We start from the raw sequence: 20,711 nt of genomic DNA on the forward strand, positions 1-20,711 counted from the left end.
GTTAAATCCCTAATAATTGTTTTCTAAGTGCTGGCTCTGAGGTGTTTGGGCTTAGCCAAATAGCTAAAAACTGATTGGCAAATTGCGAGTCACTAATTTCACCTAACTTTTTATCATTATGATAAAAAGTAGCCTGACCGCTTGGTGATGTTTGTAAGCTTAACGACTCGCCTTTATTAATGTCTGGCCAAAGCGCGAGTAATTTATCAGCATACTTAGCTGATAAATCACTTTTACCTAAATGCTGCCACTGCTCTTTAGTGGCTTTAACAATGTCTTTTGCTGCAAAGTCTCGCAAATAGGTGAGCGTAAATTTAACGGGGTGCGCCCCCTGTTTGTAACTCCCTGAGCGGGTATATAACGTTGCATCGTAAACATCCCAAAATAAATATTCCATGCGCGCCTCGCCCACTTTTTTAAAGTCAGTTTGCTCTTCGCTAAAGCTCAATGGGGTAAAAAAAGTAGCCATAATCATTGCGGCCGTTATTGCACATATTTTTGCGGTGATATTCATACAAGCTCCTGTTATTGCTTGCTAAAATTTATAATCGCTTTAATTTTTTGGTTAATAATAAGAATTAATGTAAAGGCAGCAGCCCACAGTGCGCCGTACAGAAGCCAAAACATCCACACAGGTGAATAAATACTAAGCACGCCAAATTGAGCGCCTGAATAATAACTAATTGGCGCCAAGGCTAAGCACACTAAATAGCCTTGCCAAAGTTTTAGATTAGTAATAAACGCCATTGATGTGTTTAAGCAAAGCAATAATGCTGCCCATAGCAAGGCTAACCAAAGCGGAAAAGGGGATACTTTAAATTCCAAAAGGTTTAGCTGCACAGCAAGGTATTCACATAACAGCGCAATTGGTAAAGCTTTTACTAAAAGCAACGCGTCGAGCTTATGCTGCTTTGATAAAACAAACATAAGCACAACAATACCAGAGGTGTATAAAACAGATTGAGCTTCTAAAAACAGTGATAAAAACCACACTGTTTGAAAAAGCACAAAATTAATAATTAAGGGCAATTTCGTCATTTTGACTAGTAAAACGTGGTTTACGCGCCGTTAAATGAACGGTACTTGTTGCTCGCGTTCTAAAAGCGCCTTCGCAATAAGCAAAGTAAAATAACCATAATCTGTAAAAACGCTCATCAAACTTGTCACTGTCTAGGGTGTGCCAGTTATCAATAAAGCGTGTGCGCCAATCGGCTAGTGTTCTAGCATAATGCGCGCCTATGTCGCTTACAGTGTGAATAACCATATCGGTATTGTTTTTAATTTGCTCGCTCATCTCATTAATTGAAGGCAGACAACCACCGGGAAAAATATACTGCTGAATAAAGTCAGAGTTTTTTAAATAATGTTGATAACGTTGATCGCCAATAGTGATCGCTTGGATGAGCATTGCACCGTCTTCTTTAAGCAAACTATTACATTGCTTAAAAAAGCTTGGTAGGTATTCATGTCCTACTGCTTCTATCATCTCTATTGATACAAGCTTGTCGTATTGACCTTCTAATAAACGGTAATCAAGCTTGAGCAAAGTTATATTATTTTCAAGTCCTAACTGTTTAACCTTGTTTTCAACATAGGCATATTGCTCATCAGAAATCGTTGTTGTGGTCACATGGCAGTTGTAATGTGTGGCCGCGTAAATAGCAAACGCCCCCCAGCCTGTGCCAATTTCAATAACTGAATCGCCTTCGTTTATCTCTACCTGCTCACAAATTTGTTTAAGCTTGTTTTGTTGAGCATCCTCAAGAGAGGCGTCTTTTGATGGATAAACAGCGCAAGAGTAAAGCATTTCCTCGCTTAAAAATGACTCGTATAAATCGTTACCTAAATCGTAATGTGCAACGATATTCTTTTTCGACCCAGATTCTGAGTTGCTGTTTTTAAGATGGTTAAAACGGTGGGCTAGGCCACTAAAAAACGAGAATTTTTTTTCAAAAGCATCTAGTTGTTTTTGGTTTATGGCAAAAATTTCGATGAGTTTGGTCAAGTTATCACATGACCATTGCCCAAGAATATAAGACTCACCAGCACCCACACTGCCAGATAGCGCAAATGCTTTATACATGGCAGTGTCGTTAACGGTAATAGTGGTTTTTAAGTCTGAATGTTGTTGACCAAATACTGTTGAGCGACTGTTCTCAACTAACACTATTTGGCCTGTTTCAATACTTGCAAAGGCTTTGGTGACTAGCTTTTTATATAAGTTTGTAAACCAACCAGTTTGCTCTTGGCAGTTTATACTCGAGACTTTTTCCATCTTAAACCCTTTATAATTGTATCGCTACCCGCAACTAAGCTTGTTTAACTATACTAAGGTTTTCCTGAATGACCTAAAAAAGGAACCCTTTTAATAAACAGCTTAAGTGCTTGCACATAAATACCTTTGAAAATAGACAAAGTCATCGCAGGAAATTTTTTTAATAATTTATTAACTTCTTGCTTCGTTAACTGACTTCGCTTTAATCGTAAAGACGCGTCGAATAACAACTCATCCCCACGTTTATTTTCTATATGAATTAATGTGTTATCGGCTGTATGTTGTACTTGCCAATGGTAGTCCATATCTAAATTCATAAAGGGTGATACGGAGAAAGCCTTCTTAAAGTTCACTTTTTTTTGTAAGGGCACCAAATAATAATGGCGCTCATTCCACGGCGTATTGCTTACCTCAGCCACCATATATTTAAAGTTATCGGTGCTATTACCGTAAAAGTAAAAATTTACAGGGCTAAAATAAATGCCCATACACCTAAGTTGGCCAAGCATATAAATATGCGAAAACGTCTCTTTAACGCCTAGTTTTTCTATTTGGCACTGTGCACGTTCAATAATACTTAATGGCTCTGAGTTTGGCAGTGTGTTTAAATAATCGGCTTGATTAAAACGCAGTGCTTTAAACCCAAAAGTACCTAACATAGGGTGAATGTTATTAAGCAATAACGGATTTTTTAAATCTACCCACATCATATAAAGCGGGTATTTAAACTGATGGTTTTTTACCGCAAAGCGCCTGTGCCTTACATCGCCTAAGTATACAGCGCTATTCAAATTCAACACCTAATTGCTTAGCCACATCTACCCCACTGCGAACACCATCTTCATGAAAACCGTTATACCAATAAGCACCACAAAAATAGCTATTATTTTGGCCATCAACAGTGTGCTTGAGTTTTTGTGCGGCAATGGATGCTTCGTTAAAAACAGGGTGATGATAAGTAAACTCACGTAATATATTTGCTTTGTTAATCCCTTCTAAGTGATTAAGGGTTACACAAAATTGTGTATCTGAGTCTATACCTTGCAGTATATTCATTTGGTATGTAACAACCGCTGCTTTGTCGGTGTTTTCGTTTAGTAAGTAATTCCAGCTAGCCCAGGCGGCTTTTCTATCTGGCAGTAAACTGGTATCTGTATGCAGTACTACCGAGTTTTCGGTATAAGGGATTGCACCTAATACAGCGTGTTCTTGCTCAGTCGCATCACCAAGTAATGCAAGGGCTTGATCTGAGTGACACGCAAATACCACTTTATCAAATTCAGCTTGTTCGCCATTTTCAAGAGTAATAATTACTTTATTATCTACACGCGTAACCGTCTCAATGTCGGTATTTAGTTTTATCCGCTCTGCAAAACCTTTAATAAGCGGCTTAATGTATTGCTTAGACCCACCAGGGATTACATACCACTGCGGCCTGTTTGTAACATCAAGTAAGCCATGGTTGTAAAAAAAGTTTACAAAAAACTCAACCCCTACATTTTGCATCTCTTTGATGCTGGTTGACCAAATTGCCGCCCCCATAGGTAAAATGTAATGGTATTTAAAAAAGTCATTAAAGCCGTGCGTATCTAATAACTGACCCAGTGTTTGATCTTTAAGGTAGTTTTGCTCGCTGTGCATTGCTTTACATAATTTATTAAACTTAACTATATCGCTTAATAAGCGCCAAAACTTAGGCCTAAATATATTTCTTTTTTGAGCGAATAAGCTGGCAAAGGTGTGTCCGTTGTACTCAAAACCACTTGCTTGATTATGAACACTAAAGCTCATTTGTGTTTCTTGTCTGTCTACGCCAATGCGCGCGAGTAGTTTTTCAAAGTACGGGTAAGTGCGGTCATTGAATACTATAAAGCCCGTGTCTATTGCGCGTTTAACCCCAGCATCCGATATCTCTACTGTCGCGGTATGACCACCAATGTAATCGTTTTTTTCAAATACGGTAATATCGTAATGCTTGTGCAGTAAATGAGCACAGGTTAAACCCGATACGCCAGAACCTATTATTGCTATTTTTTTCAACGGGCTAATCCTTTTGCTAAACGTAACCAAAGTGGTAACGGTAAAATACGTAATGCTTTTAAAATAAGCGTAAACCGATAAGGAAAATGAACTTCTTTACGGCGTTTATTGATCCCCTTAATCATATAATCGGCGGCCTCTGTTGCAGTGACGGCCATAGGCATTGGGAAATCGTTTTTATCAGTAAGGGGGGTTTTAACAAAACCAGGGTGCACCAACGTAACATCAACATCGTTTAAGTCGATTGCTAAGCTTTTCGCTAAATAGCTTACTCCGGCTTTAGATGCGCCATAAGCCTCAGAGCGTGGCAGAGGTAAATACGTAACGCTTGAGCTAACAAGTACAAGTTGTCCGCCCGCACTAATTTTTGGTAATAGTGCCTCTAGGCAGTAGCCCATTGCCAGCAGGTTTACTGAAATAACTCGCTCAAACAAAGCGCTGTCAAAGTTACGGGCATCATCTACATACTCACAGTTACCAGCGTTAAGAATAACCTTATCAAAAGCACTAAACCCCAGGGTTGCTTGCTTTATGTCTTTAAGGTCTGTGGCATCAAACTGACACGCTTTAATATTGGTGTGTTTTTCAAGCTCAGCTAACTTTTCAAGGTTTCTACCGCAAGCAATTACCGTGTTGCCTTGCTGAGCGTACTTTATTGCAAGCTGCTCGCCAATACCTGAGGTTGCACCTGTAATTAAAATATTCATCGCTACCCTGCTCGTTTATCTATGTAATTTATAACGCCACCCAAAATAGGAATATGCTTGTATAGCATTTCAGCTACATTAAAATAGTCGCGGTGGCTAATAATTTTACCCTCTTTAAATACCAGCTTGCTGTGCCCTTCTACAGATATAGTTTTGCCAGAAGCCAGTTTTGGGTGGGCGTAATGCATAGTCCAATACAAAAATGCTTTATCATCACGCTCGTAGGTGTCACTAATATCAAACTGACAATGCTTAACATTACTATATAGATTAGAAAAATATCGGGTAAGCTCGCTTAGCCCGTGTATTTCGTGCATTGGGTCTTTAAATTTAATTTGCTCGCTGTAAATATCATTAAGCAAATGCAGGTTTGATTTATCGAGTTGTTGATATATGTCTACAAATTTTGCTACCGGTAATGCTGTTTCCATATCACCCCTTAAATGCAGCTATTGCACGTTCGCGAGCTGCTTTATGATCTACGATTGCCGGCCAGTAACATTGATTATCAGCCCCTATTGACGCTAAATAAGCATGAGGAAAATGAATATGTTTATCTGGCACTTTTTCAAGCTCTGGTAAATATTTACGTATAAATTTACCATTAGGATCAAAGCGCTCACTTTGAGTGATAGGATTAAATACGCGAAAATAAGGCTGCGCGTCACAGCCAGTGCTTGCAGCCCACTGCCAACCGCCATTATTAGAGGCTAAATCGCCATCAATAAGGTGCTGTATAAAAAACTGCTCGCCTTCACGCCAATCAATTAATAAATGTTTGGTCAAAAAGCTGGCAACTACCATTCTTAAACGGTTATGCATCCAGCCGGTTTGAACTAACTGTCTCATCGCTGCATCAACGAGTGGGTAACCTGTTTTCCCCTCGCACCAGGCTTTAAACTCAGCCTCGTTTTTACGCCATTTAACGCCATTGTACTTTTCGTTAAAGTTATCACCACGAGAAAGCTTAGGAAATTGCGCAATTAAATGACGATAAAATTCGCGCCAAATAAGCTCGTTTACCCAAGTAAACGTTTTACTTTTAGATGTTGTTAAAATATCTGGGTAGCGGTTTTGAATATTAACCAGTAACTGCTTAGGGCTTATAATACCCAGAGCTAAATAAGGGCTTAAACCCGATGTGCCTTTAATGCTGGGTATATCACGCTGTTCGTCGTAGCTACTTAATTTGTCGCAAATAAAATTATCAACAATGGTTGCTAAGCTTTCATCATCAACTGGCCATTTTTCTGAGCTGCCATCACTTTTAATTGCCTGTGCGTTGTTATTTATCGGCTGTTTTTTTAAAGGCCACGGTAATAAGCTAAAGTGAGTATCTTGGTGTTGTTTAAGCCACTGTTTTTTAAATGGCGTAAACACTTTGTACATTTCGTTACTTTGGTTTTTAACACTGCCTACAGGCGCTATTATATCTCCCTCATAGAGGGTAAAAGTAATATTTTTATCATCACACTTTGCAAGTATTTGCGCATCACGATTTACTTCATTTAACTCATACTCTTTATTGGCAATTACATGTTCTACCTGATGTTTATCACAAAATGATAAAAGCGCACTTTCACAATCGTCAAAGTAAGGGGCATCAATAATATGCAGCTCTATTGCGTACTGCGCTAGCTGCTCGCGTATATAATTGAGGCGTCTTTTTAGTAAATCTATTTGAATGGGAGCGGCGTTGTGTTGTTGCCATTGCTTTTCGCAGATAAAAAAAATGGCCTGTTTAGCGCCATTATTTAGCGCTTCAATAAGCGCTTCGTTAGAAAAAAGGCGCAAATCGCGCCTAAACCAAAAAAGTGTATTCATTATATGCCGTAACGTAATTTTAGTTCATTAGGGTAAGGATTAAAAAACACCTGCTTTTCTAGGTATTCATTAGGATGTACTTTTAAGTGATGTTTTAACAAAGTAAGCGGTACGTACAAAGGCACTAAACCTTGACGGTATTCATCGATGGCATCGCGTAGCTCTTGCTTTTCAACCTTAGATAAGTCTTTTTTAAAGTAGCCCTGCAAGTGCATTAACGTGTTGCAGTTATTCCTACGTGATGCAGGCTTTTTAAGGCCGTTCATTAACCCAAGAATGTACTCATCTGCTAAAGCGTTAATATCATCACCTTTATAAGTACCAAGTAAATTACCTAAGTCGCGGTAAGCTTGATAATTATGAGCCATTAATAAGTACTTATATTGCGAATGAAACTGGGTAAGCTTATGCACTGTGAGCGGCTCAGAAGCTAATAACTGCCACTGTTTATAGGCGTACACGCGCATTACAAAGTTTTCGCGTAAATGCATGTCGTTTAAGCGGCCGTTTTCTTCACATGGCAGTAATGGATTGTGCTTCATTATTTGCTCAGCAAAAAAACCAACGCCTTCAGAGGTATTGCCGGTGCCCGCTTCGTTATAAATTTTAATTCTTTCCATACCGCAGCTTGGGCTTTTCGCACAAAAAACAAAACCACTTAGGTTTTTAGCTTGCTCTGTGGCTACTTTTTTACCGTATTCAGTTAGCTTAGGCCCAACATCGCCAGTGCCATCTGGGCGACATACTTTTATTGTATCGCCCACACGTACTTGGCGTATGGTTGGCCGAGGAATAGGTAACCCTACGGCTACCTCTGGGCAAAAACGCGTGTACTCTACATGTTTTCCAAGCTCATCCATACAAAAGTTAGACTTTTTATGGCCTGTATCAAAACGTACTTTTTCGCCTGCTAAGCAGGCGCTAATACCTATTTTTATTGTGTCTGTTTGCATAAATTCTCTTAATAAATCAAGTTACCTATAGGATTAAGTAACTTACTGAGCCCTTTATTAAAATGTAGCGCACTACTGACTACTGTAAAGCATAAACAGCCATCTTTTGTAAGTGGAGTGTGCTGATGAGAGCCATCTTGCCAAATGAAGTCTCCTGGCACGTAACTGCCCTCTTCATCACTAAACTCACCATCAAGTAGCAAGGTTATTTCAAAGCCAGTATGAGTATGCTCGGGGATTTCGCCCCCTGCGCCAATATGTAAAAGGCTTGAGCGCAATGGGCCATCATCAATAGCAACGCGAGAGCGAGCAAGCTTACCCACTTGCGTAAAACGCCCATGCGAAATGCGTGTTAAGGCGCGTGGTAATTCGTAGTTATGCTCGTTAACTTGTACGGTTACCGGCTCAACTTCGTAAACTTCATCAATGCTAGCATCGGCGGTTATCAAATCTAGCAGGTCAGCGTCAAAATCTGGCGCTTGTAAATCATTACTTAAATTTAATGTATCAGGGGCGTATGACGCATCGCTAAATACATCCTTTGCATTAGCGGCTTCAAGTTTTGCCACTTTTGCTTGGCAAACCGGGCACATATCAACGTGTATAGATACCGCAACGCTTAACGATGCAGGTAACTGCGCTGAAGAATATTGTGCTAGTAAAGATTCACTAGGGTGATGTTTAATCATGCTGATCTCCCATTTCATTACGTAATTTTTGCAAGGCTAAACGCAATCGTGATTTTACCGTGCCTACAGGAATATTTAATTGTTGAGCAAGTTGCTCTTGCGACATATCTTGGAAATAAACGCCTCGGACGACCTCTCGCTGTGCGGTTGGTAGTTTGTCTAGGTATCGTTTAATTTGTTGATCTTCCAAGTGGTCGCTAAATTCAAGTGTTGTATCTTGAGATTCGTTAATAAGTGGCCAAATATCTTCGCTTATATTTTCTTCTTTATTACTTTTCATTTTACGAAGCATATCAAATGAGGCATTACGCATTACGGTATATACCCAGGTCGTCGCAGCCCCTTTATCGCTGTGATACAAATGCGCTTTACGCCACACTGAGGTTAATGTTTCTTGTACAAGCTCCATTGCTTGTGCCTCAGAGCCAAATTGCTTAATTCCAAAGCGTTTGATTTTTGGCGAAAAGTATTCAAATAAGTAAGCAAACGCTCTTTTGTCTCGCGAAGTAGCTACATCAAGCAGAGCTTGCATAAGCTCTGCACTTGGCGTTTCTGGCATGGCAGTATATTTACCTGTATTAGGTTCACAACGTGGTGAGGGTTGTTGACTTACCATAATAATTAATCCCGTGTATGCTTTTGTACATATCTATACGCCAAGCAATTAAACGCAGATCACATTATTTTAGGCAAATTCATTGTTGATCACAGTATGGAGGAAGTTTAGTAAGTTAGCAAAGTTACTTTCGAACGCAAGTTGCTGTTTTTTATCAATAGATATAGGTAATAGTTCAAGCCAGCGCGCAGCTACCCAGGCTAAATTATCAAACTTGGTTTGCCTATATAAACTAGAAAGCTCTTTATTGTTTAAAAATATGTCCTGCAAAGAATCAGACAAGCGTTGATTATTAGCCGAAATTTCACTGTGTGAGTCATTGTACCAATACGGCGTATTGCAATCGCTTAATAAGCCATGGCGCAATTCACTTTCATCTTGGTATACGTCATTTATTTGCACGCTTTTAGCAGCGTACACATCAATGAGTAGCATATTGCTAGGGTCTTGATCAAAGTCGATAATATCGACTAAACAGCCCTGAGCGCTAATATTAAATGGCGTGTCGTGCTGGTAGGTGCACAGTACAAAACCGACATTATTTTGTAGTGCGGCTTTTACCATGTTTAAATACCTAGGCTCAAATATACGCAAACGCGTATAGCCTTCTGGTAACACAAATATTGGTAATGGGAAAATCGCACGTTTCATAAAGTCTACTTCTTTAAATTACACTGCCTTTATTTACGTGCGCTTTTACTAAGTCGATCAGCTTACTCAAATCGAATTATTTACCTATAAATTAAAAGTTGATCCAACTTCCCATACTTTTTATTACTTGAACCATATAGTAAACACTAATCATGCTTACAACAGGCGCCAACATAAGTGCAAATAATCCTAATTCGTTACTCATCGTCTTATCCTTTTACACTTATTTAGCTTTAATTTGCGTAGTTACCGGCATTGTAGACTGCGTGGTAACGTCAGCTTGTTCTTGCGCTTGATTTACAAATTGCTCAAGTACTGCCTGGGCATCAAAACTAAGGCTCTGCGAAATTGATTGCTCAAGCTCTGCCGTTGCTTGATTAATATAGCTTGTTACGTTTTGCGTTATAATATCAGTTACATCTAGGTCCACTTCACTCGCATGTACTTGCGAAGAACCTAATACTAATAAACTTGCCATAGCGATTTTAATTGAATGTTTCATAATGGTATTCCTTGTTGTGTATATTGTTTAGACGCAATAACATAATCAAGGGTTGTGCCAACAGAAAAATAAAAATTAAATCATTGATATTTAAAGACTATATCAAAAGCCATATAGCAACGCAGTATTCAGGCTTGGTTAATTTAACTAACCTTTTTAATTTTTTGACTAACTATTAGTAAATATTTTTAGTTCACTATTTGCAGTTTAAAACAACGACTACCATTACTTTTTAGTTTGCGTATCGGGTTTAACTTTTTTACCTAACCGATAAGCATCAACCATACTTAGTAACCAAATGACCACCATTAAAGGAAGATATTTATATTCCCCAAGCTGAGCACATTCACCTGATGGATTACGGGCGGCTTGTAAAATGCCTGAAGCCGTCATCGGAATTTTACCTGCTAAAATTTCATTTGCGCTACATTGCGCTATAGCCAAAATATCACCTAATGTCATAAACAAAAGTAGCGTGAATACACCTGCAAAAATACAGCCTATTAAATGCTTTTTAAGCGAAAAATGCCCTGCCCCAGGATACACAATGGCAGTAAGTAAAACGGCTTTGAGCTCTTTTTTCATGATAAACGTGCCTTAATTAATTGAGACTATACGACCACACTATACCCGATTAATTCCCTTTAAAATCAATAAAAGTACGGTGACTAATTTACAGTATCAATGCTGACATTGAAACATTGAGCGTACACCTGTACACTCAAGTTTAATTAATAAGTGGTAGGACTAGTATGACTATAGATGCACCCTATTCTCGCAAAGAAGAAAAACTCAATGTATTAAGCCATGCACTGGGTATCTTTTTTGCTGTGTTTGTAATGTGGGATTTATTTAAACAAGCCACCAGCGTAAAAGCTTATATTAGCACCGCTGTATATGGGGCTAGTTTATTTGTATTGTTTTTATCATCCACACTTTATCACGCCAGTGTACAGTCAAAATTACGCGCGTTTTATAAAAAGTGCGATCACTGCGCTATTTACGTATTAATAGCGGGTACGTACACCCCATTTTTATTGCTATCTCTTAATGGATTGTGGTCTTGGGGGACACTGAGTTTTATTTGGGCAGTCGCGCTTGGTGGCGTTGCTTATAAAGTGCTGATTAAAAATGGTAATAAAAAAGTCTCGCTGGCTACCTACTTACTTATGGGCTGGTTTGCCCTTGCGATTGTATACCCACTTTATTTAAATATTGATGTAAAAGCACTGTACTGGTTACTGGCCGGTGGCATTTTTTATAGCTTAGGAACATTATTTTATAGCGCTAAAAGCACTCAATTTAGCCACGCAATTTGGCACCTCTTTGTAATAGCTGGGTGTGTGTGCCACTACATTTCAATTACTAATTACGTGTATTAATGCATGTAATTAGTAATTTTACGCTATGCACATAAACCGCAATAATTTGGCTACCCTTTATATAAAAGCGCGATAAAAGCGCGTTGTAGCTTAAGCGATATCACCGCCTTAATTTAAGACGCTGTTATTTACGGCTTTGACTATAAGCCTATCACTGTCCTTACTCGCATAATTAACTAGCTCGATAAACAGCGTGTAACATTTTCGGTACTCTTATCCATTTTTTACCCATTTTATTCACTTACTCTTTTCTTAGTTTAAAAATAAATGCATTAAAATAAGTGACATAGCTTCATATTTTAAATGTAACACTATGGCATATCTATTGCTCCTTCAATATAAATGATCAGTAAAACCTTGGCCAAGCAAATACGTTAAAGGAGATACAAAGTGGGCGCATTCCAAGCTGACTCTACAATTGAGGCAAGTGCTAGATTAGTAAGTTGCTACTTATACTCAATATTTTACAACCACACCCACTTTTACGTCTATTCCCCCAAGCAAAGAGATAGGTAACACGCTTTGCTGCGTTATATGCCATAAGGCTCTTTGTGATTACATGCAGTTAATCCAACTTAAACTTTACGTTAAAGGAGACGTTGATATGCCAACTAACCAATTTACTATGCAAGACCCTAGAAGCCAATACCAAATGGGACGGACCGAAAAAGACAGTGATCAACCAGACCCAGGCCTAGATGAAATTTTAAAACCTAAAGCAGATCACGGCGAAGATACCTATGTAGGTAGCGACAGATTAAAGGGCCGCAAGGCGTTGATCACCGGGGGCGACTCGGGCATTGGCAGAGCGGTTGCCATTGCATTTGCCAGAGAAGGTGCCGATGTGGTTATTAATTACTTAGCCAGCGAAGAAGCCGATGCGAAAGAAACACTCGATATATTAAAAGCCAGCGGTAGCAAAGCTTGGGGAATTGCAGGCGATATCTCCGATGAGAGTTTTTGTAACGACCTTGTGGCGCAAAGCGTTGAAAACTTAGGCTCAATCGACATATTAGTGAATAATGCGGGTAAGCAACAGTTTGTTGCAGAGTTAGACGATTTATCTACCGAGCAATTTTGCCAAACATATGCAACAAATGTATTTGCTATGTTTTGGATAACAAAGGCGGCGGTAAAACATATGCCACCGGGCGCTAGTATTATTAATACAACCTCTATCCAATGCTATCAACCCTCTGCTGGGCTTCTTGATTACGCATCGACTAAAGGCGCAATTACAAGCTTTACTAAAAGCTTAGCAAAAATGGTGATTGATAAAGGCATTAGGGTTAATGGGGTTGCTCCAGGGCCAATTTGGACCCCGCTTCAACAAAGTGGCGGCCAACCGGCTAAAAAATTGCCTGAATTTGGTGATAACGTACCATTAGGCAGACCAGGTCAGCCTGCTGAACTAGCACCCACCTATGTCTACTTAGCATCGCAAGAGTCAAGTTACATTACCGCTGAAATAATGGGCGTGACAGGTGGGCAGCATCTACCTTAATCATGCTGGTTCTCTTATATTAGTTAATCTTAGCTTATTGATTTTATAAAATAATAGTGGCGTATTTACGCCGCTATTATTACCTAGCCTTTTTTCAATTATACCTAAATAAGCCCCACTAAGTATTGGTGAGGCTCTGGTTAACAATACCTTAAACAGCACCTTAGCTTGGTACTAAAACCTGTGCTCATACAGCACTATTTAGCTCAGTGTGAGCAAGAGCGTGCCTATTTAGCTCAGTGTGAGCAAGAGCGTGCCTATTTAGACACGCATAAATTAACTGCTTAAATAACCCAAGCAGATTAAGTGTTATCTTTTTTAGCACGTATACCGCGAATGAACTCTTCTAAATAAGGCGTAAATTCTAGCGCAAGTGCTATAAATAGTACCGTTGCCAAGTAAGTTATTGGTAAAGGAGAGGCTTTTAATTGTAGCGTAAAGTCAGGAGGAAAGCCGCCTGGAGTAAATAAAGCGGTAAATTGCTCCCAATGGCGCGCAATAATTAATACCAAAGCTAACAGGGGTATCATTTCTAAAAAACTGTGTATATGTTGCTCTACCGGCCCTACCCTTCGCTTACTTACTGCATAAGTTACATCCCACATTGCTGTAAGCTCATGCAGAAAAAACAACACAATACAAATGGCAATAATCAAACTATTAACTTCAAAAATTAAAACGAGGATTAACGGAATGCCCACTTCGGCAAACATTAATAAATGAATAAATGACTCTTTAGCACCGCTGGTTGTAGAAATATTACTACGTCGATGACAAAACCAATCAGCAATACCAGCAGCAAGCCAAACAGGGATCACAAAATACATCAAAATCAATAAAGTTGGGTCAGTCATAGTTTGTTAGTCCTTAATATTTGGTTTTAATAACCCTCATGCTTAAAACTAAATATTTACACTTCATCACCTGGATTATTCATCACTAGCGATGTGAAAAAACATACTTTTCAAATAATTTATCAGTCACTTTTAAGATGGCTTGAGGATTACTTACGTTTTTACGCTTTTACCTTTTTGCTAATGAGATACCATTTTAAACGCGCCCTTGAGCGAGCATTTGGTATGCTCAATATCTATTTACAACTAATAAGTAGTTCAAGTGCTATGCCAAATCTCGACGCTTAATTGTTTTAATGCCATTTTAGCTATAGGTAGGTGTAGAGGTGTTTTTTACTTTGCCGTATATATTTTTATTGTGTAAAAAATAGAAAATATATCGCTTATCATTGTAAGTTTTTCATTCACAAAGCTAGATAAGGAGGTTGTGGTAAAGGTAAAACTAGAAGCTGAATAACCCTATTTGTTGTAGATTTACGATAGCTAAAAACAAAAAAGTAAGCCGCATACTTGTAATAAAGCAGCCTTTAAAAGCTCTTTTACGATAATACGTTCATTACTGCCATCTACACTCGCGCATATTTACTTTGTCGTTTTTAAAGCTAACCCCTTCTAATAATAGCTTTTGGCGCTGCTCTTGGTATTTATCACTGCCTGCAGGGAATGATATTTTACCTTGGCTATTTACTACTCTGTGCCACGGTATAACAGAATCATCTGGCATTTGCTTTAAAAGGCGCCCTACTAAGCGTGAATTTTGCGGATAACCGGCAAGCGTTGCTACTTGCCCGTAACTTGCTACAAAACCTACAGGTATATTTGCAATAATGGTGTAAATGAGGGTTTCTTTATCAATATCAGCGGTCATTAACGTACGCCTCACTGAGTACTTTAAATTGCTCCCAAATAGAGCGCGCAACAGGGCCATGGTGTATTGCATCACGCCTAAATGCACGTACTTCTATGCCAAACTCATCTTCTCTGTCGTTTATCTGTATTTGCTGCAACAGCCCAGCTTCTATTTCAGGGGCGCAATAGTCTATGTTCATCATTGCCCAGCCGGCACCAGCAAGCAAAAACGACTTTAAATTGGTTACATCGTCAATCTTCATTAAGGCAGAGCCTTTTGAGTAAGAAAGCTTGTCGCTGTCTATGCTTAAGTCACTTTCAAACATGGCCAAACACGGGTAATTTTGTAGCTCATTAAAGGTCATGTACTTAGGAAACGCTTTAGTAGATGCAATAATTCCAATGTTTAATTTACCAATTGGTAGGCTTTCTAAGTGCCCTGTTGCATGAAATAAGTCAAACCAGGGGCCTATGCCTAACTCCACTTGCCCACTATTTACTTGCTCTAAAGAGACAAAGCGTTTGCCACTGGTTAAATTAAACTCTGTACGCTTAAATAGTCTAAAAGTATTACTTATGATCTCGTTATAACTGTCTTTTTGACAAATTTGCTCGTAGCAAATTCGATATTGTGGCTCGTTACCCAGTGCAAGCTCTTTAGCAAGCTGTGCTAGCTCATCATTTGCATGCAATAATTGTTGTGCTTCACGATGAAAAACACGCCCTTTTTCAGTTAACTGTAATCGGTACTTACTTCTATCAAGTAGTTCAAAGCCAATTTTTGCCTCTAAGTTTTTAATTGCTAAGGTAAGCGCAGGTTGAGTTTTATGTAATTTAAGCGCCGCGCCACTTAAACTTGCACTTTGTACAATGGCATCTAAAATTTGTAATTGATTCAGCTTCATACTGCGCTCAACATGATCATAAATAAAACTTATTATGTTTCTAAAATTTAATGAATTTTATTTTATATGGTTGCGGCGTATCCTGCACTTAATTATTTTGCCCATCATTGCCACGGAGAAGACATGAAACTCTTTCGTCTATGTATACTTACTACGACTTTACTTACCTTAATGGCCTGTTCTGAGCCAGAAAAGCAAGTAAAAGAAGAGCCCATTAGGCCTGTAAAGTTATTCAATATAGGACATGATTCGCAAACAAATGTGCGCAGTTTTCCTGCTGAAGTGGTTGCTAACCAAGGCTCGTACTTAGCATTTAGAGTCAATGGTGAACTGGTAGAGTTTCCGGTATTAGCAGGTGAAGAAGTTGAAAAAGGACAACTTTTAGCAAAGCTTGACCCAGAAGACTTTCAGTTACAGTACGATGATAGAAAAGCCCGTTATGAGCTTGCTAAATCACAACTTAGCCGCATTGAACAATTACTTGAAAAAAGAATCGCGAGTCAATCAGAGTACGATGAAGCATTGGCCAATATGCAAGTGGCAGAGTCTGCCTTTAAAATTGCCGAAACCAACCTAGAATACAGTGAGCTGCGCGCCCCATTTGCAGGAACTGTAGCCAAAGTATTTGTTAAAAACTTTGAAAACATTCAAGCCAAGCAAAACATTTTACGCCTAGAAACCCGCGATTTAATGGATGTGGAAATCCAAGTTCCTGAAAAAATAATAGCGCGCATTAAAAAAGGCAGTGACTACCACCCTACCGTTGTGTTTGACGGTTATGATAATAAAGAGTACACCCTTGATTTAAAAGAGTGGGACACGCAGGCCGATCCTACTACGCTTACCTACAAAGTTGTTTTTTCGCTACCAGTGCCTAAAGACTTTAACCTACTTGCAGGGATGACGGGCCGTGTATTTATCGATTTATCAAAAGTAACCAGCTCGCAAGTGGCTTACACTATTTTACCGGTAGAGTCGGTTTTTTCTGAAGCTAAAGAAAGCGTGTCAGATAACGCCTATGTGTGGGTATATAACCCAGAAACCGGCGTTGTTAATAAACAAGCCGTTAAAGTGGGCCAAGTACACCGCGACGGTATTGAAGTGTTAAGCGGTATTAAAGAAGGCCAAATTGTCGTCTCTGCTGGCGTGCACTCATTAGATGAGGGCATGAAAGTACGTCCATGGAATAAAGAGCGAGGCTTATAATTATGAGCTTTGCGCAACTCTCCATAGAGAAAAAAGTAATTAGCTGGATGTTTGCACTACTGCTGTTAATTGGCGGAAGTGTGTCGTACTTTGATTTAGGCCAACTAGAAGACCCAGAGTTTACACTTAAAACCGCCATGGTTATTACTATGTATCCGGGTGCATCGCCACAACAAGTAGAGGAAGAAGTCACCTTTCCTATCGAAAATGCGATTCAGCAACTCCCCTACGTAGATTATGTGACCTCTATTTCATCAAATGGAAAGTCGCAAATATCGGTAGAAATGAAAAGCACCTACCGAAAAGAGCAGCTGCGCCAGATTTGGGATGAAATGCGCCGTAAAATTAATGACTTAGCGCCTTCACTTCCAAGTGGCGTTTACCCAAGCACCATTTTAGATGACTTTGGTGATGTATACGGCGTTATGTATGCGGTTACCGGCGATGGCTACTCTTATGATGAACTTAAAGATTACACCGATTACTTAAAGCGTGAACTCGTACTGGTTAAAGGTGTGAGTAAAGTGACCATTGCTGGTGAGCAACAGCCTCAAGTAATGGTTGAAGTGTCTACCCGTAAATTAGCGCAGCTCGGAATTGCCCCAAGCCATATTTTTGGTTTACTGCAATCGCAAAATACAGTCTCTAACGCAGGTAAAATTAGAGTGGGTGATGAGTCTATACGCTTTCACCCAACCGGCGAATTTAAAGATGTTAAAGAGCTCGAAACCCTACTTATATCAAAACCCGGTGCTAGCGAGCTTATTTACTTAGGTGATGTAGCCAAAGTATTTAGAGAATACGCAGAAGTACCCAGCAATGTTATTCGCTACAACTCAGAACAAGCGCTTTTAATTGGCGTCTCGTTTATGAATAGCGTGAACGTAGTAGATGTAGGTAAACGTATTGACGAGCACTTAGCAGAGCTTGAGTACCAACGCCCACATGGCATACATGTAGAATCGGTGTATAACCAACCTAAAGAAGTAGAAAAATCGGTAGATGGCTTTATTGTCAGCCTAGTAGAGGCGATTGCCATTGTAATCGTAGTACTGCTTATATTTATGGGGTTAAAAAGTGGTATTTTAATTGGCGGTATTTTATTACTCACCGTTTTAGGCACCTTTATATTTATGAAGTTGTTCGCCATAGACCTGCAACGTATTTCTCTGGGTGCGCTTATTATTGCCCTTGGTATGCTGGTAGATAACGCTATAGTAGTAACCGAAGGCATATTAATAAATTTAAAGCGTGGCCAAACTAAGTTAAAAGCTGCGGTTAATATTGTAGAACAAACTAAATGGCCGCTACTAGGCGCTACAGTTATTGGTATTACTGCGTTTGCCCCTATTGGCTTAAGCTCTGATGCGACCGGTGAATTTGCGGGTAGCTTATTTTGGGTCTTGTTTATATCGCTTTTACTAAGCTGGATCACCGCCATTACGCTTACGCCATTTTTTGCAAATTTAATGTTTAAACAAGATGAGTTTAAAAAAGCTAAAAATGCTGAGGGCGAAGAGGAAAATGACGACCCATATCAAGGCTTTATTTTTACCGGCTATAAAGCACTTTTAGATGTATCTATGCATTATCGTAAAACCACGCTTGTGCTTATGGTTGTGCTCCTTTGCTCGGCTGTGGTTGGTTTTGGTGCGGTTAAACAATCGTTTTTCCCCGCCTCTAACACGCCTATGTTTTATGTAGATTACTGGCAGCAACAAGGCTCCGACATAAGAGCAACGCTAGAGGGAATTAAAAAGCTTGAAAACTACCTTCAAAAAGAAGAGCTAGTTGAAGAAATAACCAGTACTACAGGCCAAGGTGCTCCACGCTTTATGCTTACTTATGCACCGCAAAAGTCGTACTCGTCATACGGGCAGCTCATTATTAGAGTAAAAAACCGCGAGGCGGTGGCTGTAGTAATGCAAAAAGTGCGTGAATACTCGCAAAATACACCGCTTTCAGCTGAGCTTAAAATTAAGCCTATGGAAATTGGCCCCTCAACCGATGCTAAAATTGAAGCACGCTTTACAGGCCCCGATCCGGTAATACTTAGACAATTAGCCGCCCAGGCTGAAGAAGTTATCGCACTAGACGACGGCGCTTATAATATTCGTGATGACTGGCGTGCGCGTACTAAAATGATTCGTCCACAATTTAACGAACAAAAAGCGCGCCGTTTAGGTATTAGTAAGTCAGACCTTGATGATGTACTGCTTACTAGCCTTTCTGGCAAGCAAGTGGGTGTATACCGCGATGGTACGCAACTTCTGCCAATTATTGCTCGCTCACCGGCAAATGAGCGCCTAAATGTAGAAAGCGTTCACGATTTACAAATATACAGCCCTGTATTGGGTGTATTTGTGCCAGTAACGCAAGTGGTTGACGAATTTGTGGTTGAATGGGAAGACAGCCTAATTATGCGCCGCGACCGAAAGCGCACAATAACGGTAATGGCCGATCACAACGTATTAGGCGATGAAACTGCCGCTAAGTTATTTGCACGCGTGCGCGGACCCGTAGAGGCAATAGAGCTACCGCGTGGCTATAAATTAGAATGGGGCGGCGAGTATGAGTCGTCATCGGATGCACAAGCCGCTATATTTGGCTCATTACCGCTGGGTTATTTAGCGATGTTTGCGGTAACCTTACTGCTGTTCAATTCACTTAAACAGCCTTTAGTTATTTGGGCTACAGTGCCACTTGCCATTATTGGTGTGAGTGCGGGCATGTTAATAATGAATGCGCCATTTAGCTTTATGGCACTACTTGGATTACTAAGTTTAAGCGGGATGCTGATTAAAAACGGCATAGTGTTGGTCGATCAAATAAATCTTGAGCTTCGCGATGGTAAATCGCCTTATCAAGCTGTGTTTGAATCTGGCGTTAGCCGTGTACGCCCTGTAGCCATGGCGGCTATTACCACCATTTTAGGTATGATCCCGCTGTTGTTTGACGTGTTCTTCCAGTCAATGGCGGTAACTATTATGTTTGGTTTAGGTTTTGCAACCATACTTACGCTTATCGTAGTACCTGTGCTTTATACTGTTGTATTTAGAATAGACTACGAGCCTAGAAAGTAATTTAAAAGCCTTACAGCACGTTTAAAACGCAGCTTACCTCACAGTAGCTGCGTTTTTTATTATTTAAACCGAGGTTAAAGATGGACATAATAAACTAGGTTGTATTTGTATTCTCTTTGGCTATTTTCACTTTATAACCGACGAAAATGGCAATGTAGATTTAAACAACTACCGTTTCACGGGCGGTATTGCACTGGTAATAACAGGCATGTTTGACGGTACTTACGATTTAATTAAACGACTGCGCTCTAAAAACAGCGTATCTGCATTAGCCATTTATTTAGGGCTTTTTTTACTTTATATTGGCGTTGTGTTTTATAAATAACCCCTCAAATGACAGCAAAACAACTTTTTAGAATAATAATTACCGCTAGTTTACTATTCCCCCCCCTATTTTTTATTGCTTGGGATGAAAATCTCGATCCCCCCTTTATTGCCAATACCGCTTATGATTTTTTAACACATAAGCTGCTTCCTGTTTTGTCAGTAATAATTAGTATTGCAGGGGGGATGTACGGTTACAAAAAGTACAACGCATGCATAACGTTTAAATCAAATTTTAAAGATTATGTAGGGCCTGTTTATCTTTCGAGGTTAAATTTGCAGCAGTGTGTTTGGCATTTAGGCAAGGCAGAGCCTATGTAGTGTGGTTATTCCCCATAAATAGGCGA

General features: G+C 39.6%; 22 protein-coding genes. 5 read left to right on the plus strand and 17 right to left on the minus strand.

The genetic code is table 11. The features are described 5' to 3' along the window. Position 1: 1 nt before the first annotated feature. From B2R65_RS02415 to B2R65_RS02480, 14 genes are all read right to left on the minus strand, one after another. The gene (locus tag B2R65_RS02415) at positions 2–475 is read right to left on the minus strand and encodes a chalcone isomerase family protein (protein ID WP_273588608.1); all 474 of its coding nucleotides are present in this window, start codon (positions 473–475) and stop codon (positions 2–4) included. A gap of 50 nt (positions 476–525) precedes the next feature. Further along, complete coding sequence (locus B2R65_RS02420) at positions 526–1,038, minus strand: DUF2878 domain-containing protein (RefSeq protein ID WP_264389895.1); 513 nt, start codon at positions 1,036–1,038, stop codon at positions 526–528. Then, positions 1,013–2,275 carry an SAM-dependent methyltransferase gene (locus B2R65_RS02425; RefSeq protein WP_004586408.1) on the minus strand — a complete coding sequence of 421 codons (1,263 nt, stop codon included), beginning with the start codon at positions 2,273–2,275 and terminating at the stop codon, positions 1,013–1,015. The genes B2R65_RS02420 and B2R65_RS02425 overlap by 26 nt, the downstream gene beginning before the upstream one ends. A gap of 53 nt (positions 2,276–2,328) precedes the next feature. Beyond that, positions 2,329–3,066, minus strand: a complete 738-nt coding sequence (locus B2R65_RS02430; protein ID WP_054981923.1) for a DUF1365 domain-containing protein — start codon at positions 3,064–3,066, stop codon at positions 2,329–2,331. Next, the gene (locus B2R65_RS02435) at positions 3,059–4,315 is read right to left on the minus strand and encodes an NAD(P)/FAD-dependent oxidoreductase (RefSeq protein ID WP_286740764.1); all 1,257 of its coding nucleotides are present in this window, start codon (positions 4,313–4,315) and stop codon (positions 3,059–3,061) included. Before B2R65_RS02435 ends, B2R65_RS02430 begins: the two co-directional genes overlap by 8 nt. Beyond that, entirely contained in the window at positions 4,312–5,022 is a 711-nt protein-coding gene (locus B2R65_RS02440; RefSeq protein ID WP_004586411.1) for an SDR family NAD(P)-dependent oxidoreductase, read from the minus strand. Before B2R65_RS02440 ends, B2R65_RS02435 begins: the two co-directional genes overlap by 4 nt. Before the next feature lie 2 nt (positions 5,023–5,024). Continuing rightward, positions 5,025–5,453, minus strand: a complete 429-nt coding sequence (locus B2R65_RS02445; RefSeq protein ID WP_286740766.1) for a nuclear transport factor 2 family protein — start codon at positions 5,451–5,453, stop codon at positions 5,025–5,027. A gap of 1 nt (position 5,454) precedes the next feature. Continuing rightward, complete coding sequence (gene phrB / locus B2R65_RS02450) at positions 5,455–6,846, minus strand: deoxyribodipyrimidine photo-lyase (protein WP_286740768.1); 1,392 nt, start codon at positions 6,844–6,846, stop codon at positions 5,455–5,457. Further along, the gene (locus tag B2R65_RS02455) at positions 6,846–7,799 is read right to left on the minus strand and encodes a YbgA family protein (protein ID WP_096042971.1); all 954 of its coding nucleotides are present in this window, start codon (positions 7,797–7,799) and stop codon (positions 6,846–6,848) included. Before B2R65_RS02455 ends, phrB begins: the two co-directional genes overlap by 1 nt. A gap of 8 nt (positions 7,800–7,807) precedes the next feature. Continuing rightward, positions 7,808–8,488: a ChrR family anti-sigma-E factor gene (locus B2R65_RS02460; protein WP_286740771.1), complete on the minus strand. Its 681-nt coding sequence runs from the start codon at positions 8,486–8,488 to the stop codon at positions 7,808–7,810. Further along, positions 8,481–9,104 carry a sigma-70 family RNA polymerase sigma factor gene (locus B2R65_RS02465; RefSeq protein ID WP_004586416.1) on the minus strand — a complete coding sequence of 208 codons (624 nt, stop codon included), beginning with the start codon at positions 9,102–9,104 and terminating at the stop codon, positions 8,481–8,483. Before B2R65_RS02465 ends, B2R65_RS02460 begins: the two co-directional genes overlap by 8 nt. A 69-nt stretch (positions 9,105–9,173) precedes the next feature. Further along, a complete protein-coding gene (locus B2R65_RS02470) occupies positions 9,174–9,755 on the minus strand; it encodes an LON peptidase substrate-binding domain-containing protein (protein ID WP_286740774.1) in 582 nt (193 codons plus the stop codon). Between the two features lie 223 nt (positions 9,756–9,978). Further along, positions 9,979–10,257 carry a hypothetical protein gene (locus B2R65_RS02475; RefSeq protein WP_054981918.1) on the minus strand — a complete coding sequence of 93 codons (279 nt, stop codon included), beginning with the start codon at positions 10,255–10,257 and terminating at the stop codon, positions 9,979–9,981. A gap of 225 nt (positions 10,258–10,482) precedes the next feature. After that, entirely contained in the window at positions 10,483–10,842 is a 360-nt protein-coding gene (locus tag B2R65_RS02480) for a hypothetical protein (protein ID WP_286740777.1), read from the minus strand. Positions 10,843–11,009: 167 nt separating this feature from the next. Between B2R65_RS02480 and trhA the strand changes: the two genes are divergently transcribed. Together trhA and B2R65_RS02490 are read left to right on the plus strand one after the other, a co-directional pair. Next, positions 11,010–11,639, plus strand: a complete 630-nt coding sequence (gene trhA, locus B2R65_RS02485) for a PAQR family membrane homeostasis protein TrhA (protein ID WP_286740779.1) — start codon at positions 11,010–11,012, stop codon at positions 11,637–11,639. A gap of 604 nt (positions 11,640–12,243) precedes the next feature. Further along, a complete protein-coding gene (locus B2R65_RS02490; RefSeq protein WP_055019167.1) occupies positions 12,244–13,143 on the plus strand; it encodes an SDR family oxidoreductase in 900 nt (299 codons plus the stop codon). Between the two features lie 302 nt (positions 13,144–13,445). Here B2R65_RS02490 and B2R65_RS02495 read toward each other — a convergent pair whose 3' ends face one another. From B2R65_RS02495 to B2R65_RS02505, 3 genes are all read right to left on the minus strand, one after another. Beyond that, positions 13,446–13,997, minus strand: a complete 552-nt coding sequence (locus tag B2R65_RS02495; RefSeq protein WP_264389886.1) for a diguanylate cyclase — start codon at positions 13,995–13,997, stop codon at positions 13,446–13,448. A 556-nt stretch (positions 13,998–14,553) separates the two neighbouring features. Next, positions 14,554–14,865 carry an MGMT family protein gene (locus B2R65_RS02500; protein WP_248450236.1) on the minus strand — a complete coding sequence of 104 codons (312 nt, stop codon included), beginning with the start codon at positions 14,863–14,865 and terminating at the stop codon, positions 14,554–14,556. After that, positions 14,855–15,751, minus strand: a complete 897-nt coding sequence (locus B2R65_RS02505; RefSeq protein WP_054981916.1) for a LysR family transcriptional regulator — start codon at positions 15,749–15,751, stop codon at positions 14,855–14,857. The genes B2R65_RS02500 and B2R65_RS02505 overlap by 11 nt, the downstream gene beginning before the upstream one ends. 123 nt (positions 15,752–15,874) lie before the next feature. On the opposite strand from B2R65_RS02505, the gene B2R65_RS02510 reads away from it, so the two are divergent. The 3 genes from B2R65_RS02510 (at position 15,875) to B2R65_RS02520 (ending at position 20,685) form a co-directional block, all read left to right on the plus strand. Continuing rightward, positions 15,875–16,957 carry an efflux RND transporter periplasmic adaptor subunit gene (locus tag B2R65_RS02510; protein WP_248531897.1) on the plus strand — a complete coding sequence of 361 codons (1,083 nt, stop codon included), beginning with the start codon at positions 15,875–15,877 and terminating at the stop codon, positions 16,955–16,957. A 2-nt stretch (positions 16,958–16,959) separates the two neighbouring features. Beyond that, entirely contained in the window at positions 16,960–20,040 is a 3,081-nt protein-coding gene (locus tag B2R65_RS02515; protein ID WP_286740785.1) for an efflux RND transporter permease subunit, read from the plus strand. A 333-nt stretch (positions 20,041–20,373) separates the two neighbouring features. Next, on the plus strand, positions 20,374–20,685 hold the full coding sequence (locus tag B2R65_RS02520; protein WP_174694622.1) for a hypothetical protein: 312 nt from the start codon (positions 20,374–20,376) through the stop codon (positions 20,683–20,685). The last annotated feature ends 26 nt before the right edge of the window (positions 20,686–20,711 follow it).

This window comes from Pseudoalteromonas sp. UBA2102 (genome assembly GCF_002331165.1).
In the GTDB taxonomy this organism is placed as follows: Bacteria; Pseudomonadota; Gammaproteobacteria; order Enterobacterales; family Alteromonadaceae; genus Pseudoalteromonas; species Pseudoalteromonas atlantica.

What these genes read in the sequence shown, in the direction of transcription:
- B2R65_RS02445 (WP_286740766.1), bottom strand. Translation starts at nt 5,453, where the DNA reads ATGGAAACAGCATTACCGGTAGCAAAATTTGTAGACATATATCAACAA.
- B2R65_RS02470 (WP_286740774.1), bottom strand. Translation starts at nt 9,755, where the DNA reads ATGAAACGTGCGATTTTCCCATTACCAATATTTGTGTTACCAGAAGGC.
- B2R65_RS02475 (WP_054981918.1), bottom strand. Translation starts at nt 10,257, where the DNA reads ATGAAACATTCAATTAAAATCGCTATGGCAAGTTTATTAGTATTAGGT.
- trhA (WP_286740779.1), top strand. Translation starts at nt 11,010, where the DNA reads ATGACTATAGATGCACCCTATTCTCGCAAAGAAGAAAAACTCAATGTA.
- B2R65_RS02415 (WP_273588608.1), bottom strand. Translation starts at nt 475, where the DNA reads ATGATTATGGCTACTTTTTTTACCCCATTGAGCTTTAGCGAAGAGCAA.
- B2R65_RS02505 (WP_054981916.1), bottom strand. Translation starts at nt 15,751, where the DNA reads ATGAAGCTGAATCAATTACAAATTTTAGATGCCATTGTACAAAGTGCA.
- B2R65_RS02495 (WP_264389886.1), bottom strand. Translation starts at nt 13,997, where the DNA reads ATGACTGACCCAACTTTATTGATTTTGATGTATTTTGTGATCCCTGTT.
- B2R65_RS02515 (WP_286740785.1), top strand. Translation starts at nt 16,960, where the DNA reads ATGAGCTTTGCGCAACTCTCCATAGAGAAAAAAGTAATTAGCTGGATG.
- B2R65_RS02465 (WP_004586416.1), bottom strand. Translation starts at nt 9,104, where the DNA reads ATGGTAAGTCAACAACCCTCACCACGTTGTGAACCTAATACAGGTAAA.
- phrB (WP_286740768.1), bottom strand. Translation starts at nt 6,846, where the DNA reads ATGAATACACTTTTTTGGTTTAGGCGCGATTTGCGCCTTTTTTCTAAC.
- B2R65_RS02490 (WP_055019167.1), top strand. Translation starts at nt 12,244, where the DNA reads ATGCCAACTAACCAATTTACTATGCAAGACCCTAGAAGCCAATACCAA.
- B2R65_RS02420 (WP_264389895.1), bottom strand. Translation starts at nt 1,038, where the DNA reads ATGACGAAATTGCCCTTAATTATTAATTTTGTGCTTTTTCAAACAGTG.
- B2R65_RS02440 (WP_004586411.1), bottom strand. Translation starts at nt 5,022, where the DNA reads ATGAATATTTTAATTACAGGTGCAACCTCAGGTATTGGCGAGCAGCTT.
- B2R65_RS02480 (WP_286740777.1), bottom strand. Translation starts at nt 10,842, where the DNA reads ATGAAAAAAGAGCTCAAAGCCGTTTTACTTACTGCCATTGTGTATCCT.
- B2R65_RS02455 (WP_096042971.1), bottom strand. Translation starts at nt 7,799, where the DNA reads ATGCAAACAGACACAATAAAAATAGGTATTAGCGCCTGCTTAGCAGGC.
- B2R65_RS02460 (WP_286740771.1), bottom strand. Translation starts at nt 8,488, where the DNA reads ATGATTAAACATCACCCTAGTGAATCTTTACTAGCACAATATTCTTCA.
- B2R65_RS02510 (WP_248531897.1), top strand. Translation starts at nt 15,875, where the DNA reads ATGAAACTCTTTCGTCTATGTATACTTACTACGACTTTACTTACCTTA.
- B2R65_RS02500 (WP_248450236.1), bottom strand. Translation starts at nt 14,865, where the DNA reads ATGACCGCTGATATTGATAAAGAAACCCTCATTTACACCATTATTGCA.
- B2R65_RS02520 (WP_174694622.1), top strand. Translation starts at nt 20,374, where the DNA reads ATGACAGCAAAACAACTTTTTAGAATAATAATTACCGCTAGTTTACTA.
- B2R65_RS02425 (WP_004586408.1), bottom strand. Translation starts at nt 2,275, where the DNA reads ATGGAAAAAGTCTCGAGTATAAACTGCCAAGAGCAAACTGGTTGGTTT.